The sequence below is a fragment of the Halorientalis regularis genome (genome assembly GCF_023698535.1).
GTDB classification, from domain to species: domain Archaea; phylum Halobacteriota; class Halobacteria; order Halobacteriales; family Haloarculaceae; genus Halorientalis; species Halorientalis regularis.
In genome coordinates, this window is record NZ_JALJCL010000036.1 from 1 (window position 1) to 3499 (window position 3499).

Below are 3499 nucleotides of genomic sequence, written 5' to 3' on the forward strand. Positions count from 1 at the left end.
CTTTGAGAAATCGGGACGATTTCGCTAGTGAAGCGGGAGATTTGGGTCATAGACAACTGAAGTCTCCCGCTTCAACTCCTTCGATTTAGCGACCTATCCCGACGCCGTCTAGTGATTCAACACAGCCAGCTGGAAGGAACATCTGGGTGTGGTATCTGGATGGGGCAGCTAGCTATACTATCTGGATATACTATCCATGTGGCACAGCTGATTGTGGTAGCCCGATAGATGGGCTGAGTGGCTGGTGTAGCTATACTACATAGCTATACTAACTGGCTGGCTCAGTTCGAGAGACGGACCTCACCAGAAGAAGACTTCATTTCTGCTCCGCGCGTGCGATAATGACTGCGTTGCATCCCCATCGATCTCGTCGAGTGCTTCGGTCGCGACGTCGCCGAGTTCGCCAGCTTCAATGTGAGAGTTGCGTTCCCGGACCATTTCCTCTGAGTTGTCCAGATATCGGGCTGCGACGGTGTATCCGAACGCTCGGACCAGAACTTCACCCATTCCACGTCGTCCGCCGTGTGGTGCGAGATAGTCGTGTTTCGGGTGGTCGATCTCGATACCAGCGTCGTCGGTGAGCCGCCGGAGGATCGACCGTGCCCCATCGGTCGTGATCGATTGGGGGCGAATGTCCTCGTCGAGTGCAAGCAGGAGGTCGCGCACGTGTTCGTCACGCCGGTCGTCGATAGCAGCTGGCCGCAGCCCGCGTTCCGTAAGCGCTTCCTGGACGAGTTCTCCGAGTGACCGCTAGTCGAACGTCGGAAAGACCGGCCACCGTTCGGTCGGTGGGTTCAGCTCCTTTCGGTACCGCTTCAACGGGACAATAACGGGATCAGGGAGGCTGGCGGCGTCCCACTGCTGTTTCTTCCGGTAGACGTTCACACTGCCGTCCTCGAGATTGAGGTCTTCCCACCGGACGCCACGGCGGCGCGGGTCGTCGGGATCACAAAGGAGTTCGCCGACTCTGACGGCCGTATACGCGAGGAGATAGACGAGCGCTCGATCCCGTGTCGCTTGGATGGCTCGATAACGGGCTCGCTGTTGTTCTTTGGGCTCGGCGTCCTCTCTGACTTCTCGTCGGGCCTCGACAGCGTCTCGGGCCCGCTCATCGACGTGAGCCGTGAGCGCGTGGCGGTGTTCGGGTGTCCAGGCCTGCTGATCACCGGGCTTTCGACCGTCGTCCTCAGGGAGTGGCCCGGTCGCACTGGCCTGCTGGGCATAGTGCGCTTCCAGATGCCCCTCGTTAACACACCAGCCACACCACGCTGAAATGTACGCATAGTAGGTCTGGACGGTGTTCTGCTTGAGTCCACGGTCGCCGGTCAGATGGCGGGCATACTCACGGAAGGTTCGTTCGTCGAGGTCCGCAAATACAGGCTCCCGATTGACACCGTCGGGCACGATTCCGGTCCAGTCGTCCTCCCCGCGGTCGCCAGCAGTCCACTCGACAAACCGGTTGAGTTCTTTAAGTATTCCGTCTTCTTCAAGCTGTCCGATCAACCGGTTGGCTGTACTGTACTCGACATTCAACCAGTCTGCTGCTGTGTTCACGTCCAGATACGGATCTTCGAAGAGTCGCATCACCAGTTCGAGGATATTCTCAGATCGCTCGCTCTGATAGCGCTGTTGATAGTCCTCTCGGAGGTCGACTAGCAGGTTGGCCCGCTGATGGGCCTCATCTGCTTGCGACTGCACGCCACGCAGGAAAAACAGGAGCCACTCTTCCCAGTCACCGCGTTGACTGACAGCCAAGAGATGATCGACGTACTCTGACCGGCGTGCGTTGAAATAGGAACTCAGGTAGAGATACGGCTCGGGCAAGTGACCGTCACGTTGCAGTAGAAGACTGATCAATAGCCGCCCGAGCCGTCCATTCCCATCGAGAAACGGGTGAATCGTCTCAAACTGGTAGTGAATCAGCCCGATTCGGAGAAGTTGATGTAGATTCGTCTCTTGGTTCGCATACTCGAGCAAGTCTTCGAGAAGGTCAGGGATCTCGTTCGGTGGTGGCGGCACATATCTGGCGTCTTGGATGTATGGCGTACTGCCGATGAAGTTCTGCGTCGAACGGAGTTCCCCTGGGTCAGCCTCATTCTCACGGACACCCGAAAGCAACCGGTCGTGCATCTCGCATAGCAATTCGACGGTGATTGGATCGCCAGCTGTGATCGCATTCAATCCGTGCGTCAGCGCGTGCAGACAGTTCACGACTTCTTGGGTACCCTGCTGTCTGTCTTCGTCGATGAGAGCTTCTTGCCAGTCAAGCGCTCGCTGCTCTCCGGGAACGTCGACGGCACCGTCATCATGGAGCCGATTCCCACCGCACTCCAGGTCAAAGACGCACCGTTCGAGCGCATCACGTGAGCCGGCTCGTTCATATCCGGGCAGCCCGGCGGCGTCATGTTCATGCACGACCGCCTCTGGAACGACCACCCCGACCTCGCGAAGTCCATTGTCGAGAAACAGCAGGCCACGGACATCATCCAGACCCAGCCGGACGTCGCGGCGACGGCCGTGAGCGAAGCGAAAGGCGACAAACTCCCGAAGAAAATCGCTCGGAAAGCCCTCGACTCGAAGGCCCCGAACTACATCAGCGACCCCGCACACATCACAGAGAGCACGCGGCTGTTCGTCGAGCAGATGCAGGAAATCTGCCAGATAGCCGAATAGATCGCTATTCAACACGGCACAACGATCAACTCTTGAACTAACACTCAAAAATTAATAATAAAATCGGTAGGGCAACTATCAGATGCCTATCTAATATCACGCAATTTAAATTGAGCGTCCAAGTATCCAGTATGTGGATATTTTTGCTTTTCCAGACCTAATCCTCCAGATTCTTTTTCCAGGTCTGATAGTCCTATTTATTATTAGCCAAAGTATTTATTTTATTAATAATCTGCTTGTAAATGGAGTTATATATCGTTCATCGTCGAACGAAATCAAAGCGGCAGAGGAGCTCTGTGACCACCCAACGATTCACATCTTGATACCCGTTTACAAGGAACAACGGCAGATATTGGAAGATACAGTCGATCATCTCGCCGAGATGGAGTATCCCACTGCACAGCTTAACCTCTATTTAATTACCGAGCAGGATGACGAAGTTGTCGCGTCGTACATCGGTGATTTTATCGAAAAAGCCAGCGGTTCAGAGTTCGAGATTGAACAGTTGACTGTCGATCGAAGCACGATCAGATCCTACGTACAAGAGGGAACCTGGGATATTACCGGGGAAGGAGTGCCACGTACCAAGGCATCTGCACTCAAATATGCGTTCAGAACGCTTGGTCTCCGGCCTGAGGATATCGTTACGGTATTTGATGCTGATACCATCGTCCCGGAGGACACGTTTAGGCTCGCGATCATTCGTCTTTAGCTAAGACTCACACCTCGGTTGTGTAGCGGTAGCGAGCGTCTCCTGTAAGATCGGTCGTTGCTGGTGAATCTTCTGAGCGTCCTCGATCAGCCGCTCCAGCAACGGCGGTGGCGA

General features: G+C 55.2%; 3 protein-coding genes and 2 pseudogenes. 3 read left to right on the top strand and 2 right to left on the bottom strand.

Annotation, left to right across the window (positions count from 1 at the left end):
• Nucleotides 1-300: 300 nt before the first annotated feature.
• Nucleotides 301-1470, bottom strand: a pseudogene (locus tag MU521_RS21210) (tyrosine-type recombinase/integrase); the annotation flags it as partial.
• Between the two features lie 381 nt (nt 1471-1851).
• A pseudogene (locus tag MU521_RS21215) lies at nt 1852-2211 on the bottom strand (Fic family protein); the annotation flags it as partial.
• Here MU521_RS21215 and MU521_RS21220 point away from each other — a divergent pair.
• The 3 genes from MU521_RS21220 to MU521_RS21230 all read left to right on the top strand — a co-directional run bounded on the left by MU521_RS21220 (nt 2197) and on the right by MU521_RS21230 (nt 3385).
• Entirely contained in the window at nt 2197-2367 is a 171-nt protein-coding gene (locus MU521_RS21220; protein ID WP_245681255.1) for a hypothetical protein, read from the top strand. The pseudogene MU521_RS21215 and the gene MU521_RS21220 overlap by 15 nt on opposite strands.
• Before the next feature lie 42 nt (nt 2368-2409).
• Nucleotides 2410-2673 carry a hypothetical protein gene (locus MU521_RS21225; RefSeq protein ID WP_245681254.1) on the top strand — a complete coding sequence of 88 codons (264 nt, stop codon included), beginning with the start codon at nt 2410-2412 and terminating at the stop codon, nt 2671-2673.
• A gap of 133 nt (nt 2674-2806) precedes the next feature.
• Nucleotides 2807-3385 (top strand): glycosyltransferase family protein, encoded by a 579-nt coding sequence (locus tag MU521_RS21230; protein ID WP_175452974.1) that lies wholly within the window; start codon nt 2807-2809, stop codon nt 3383-3385.
• Nucleotides 3386-3499 lie beyond the last annotated feature (114 nt).

What these genes read in the sequence shown, in the direction of transcription:
- MU521_RS21225 (WP_245681254.1), top strand. Translation starts at nt 2,410, where the DNA reads ATGCACGACCGCCTCTGGAACGACCACCCCGACCTCGCGAAGTCCATT.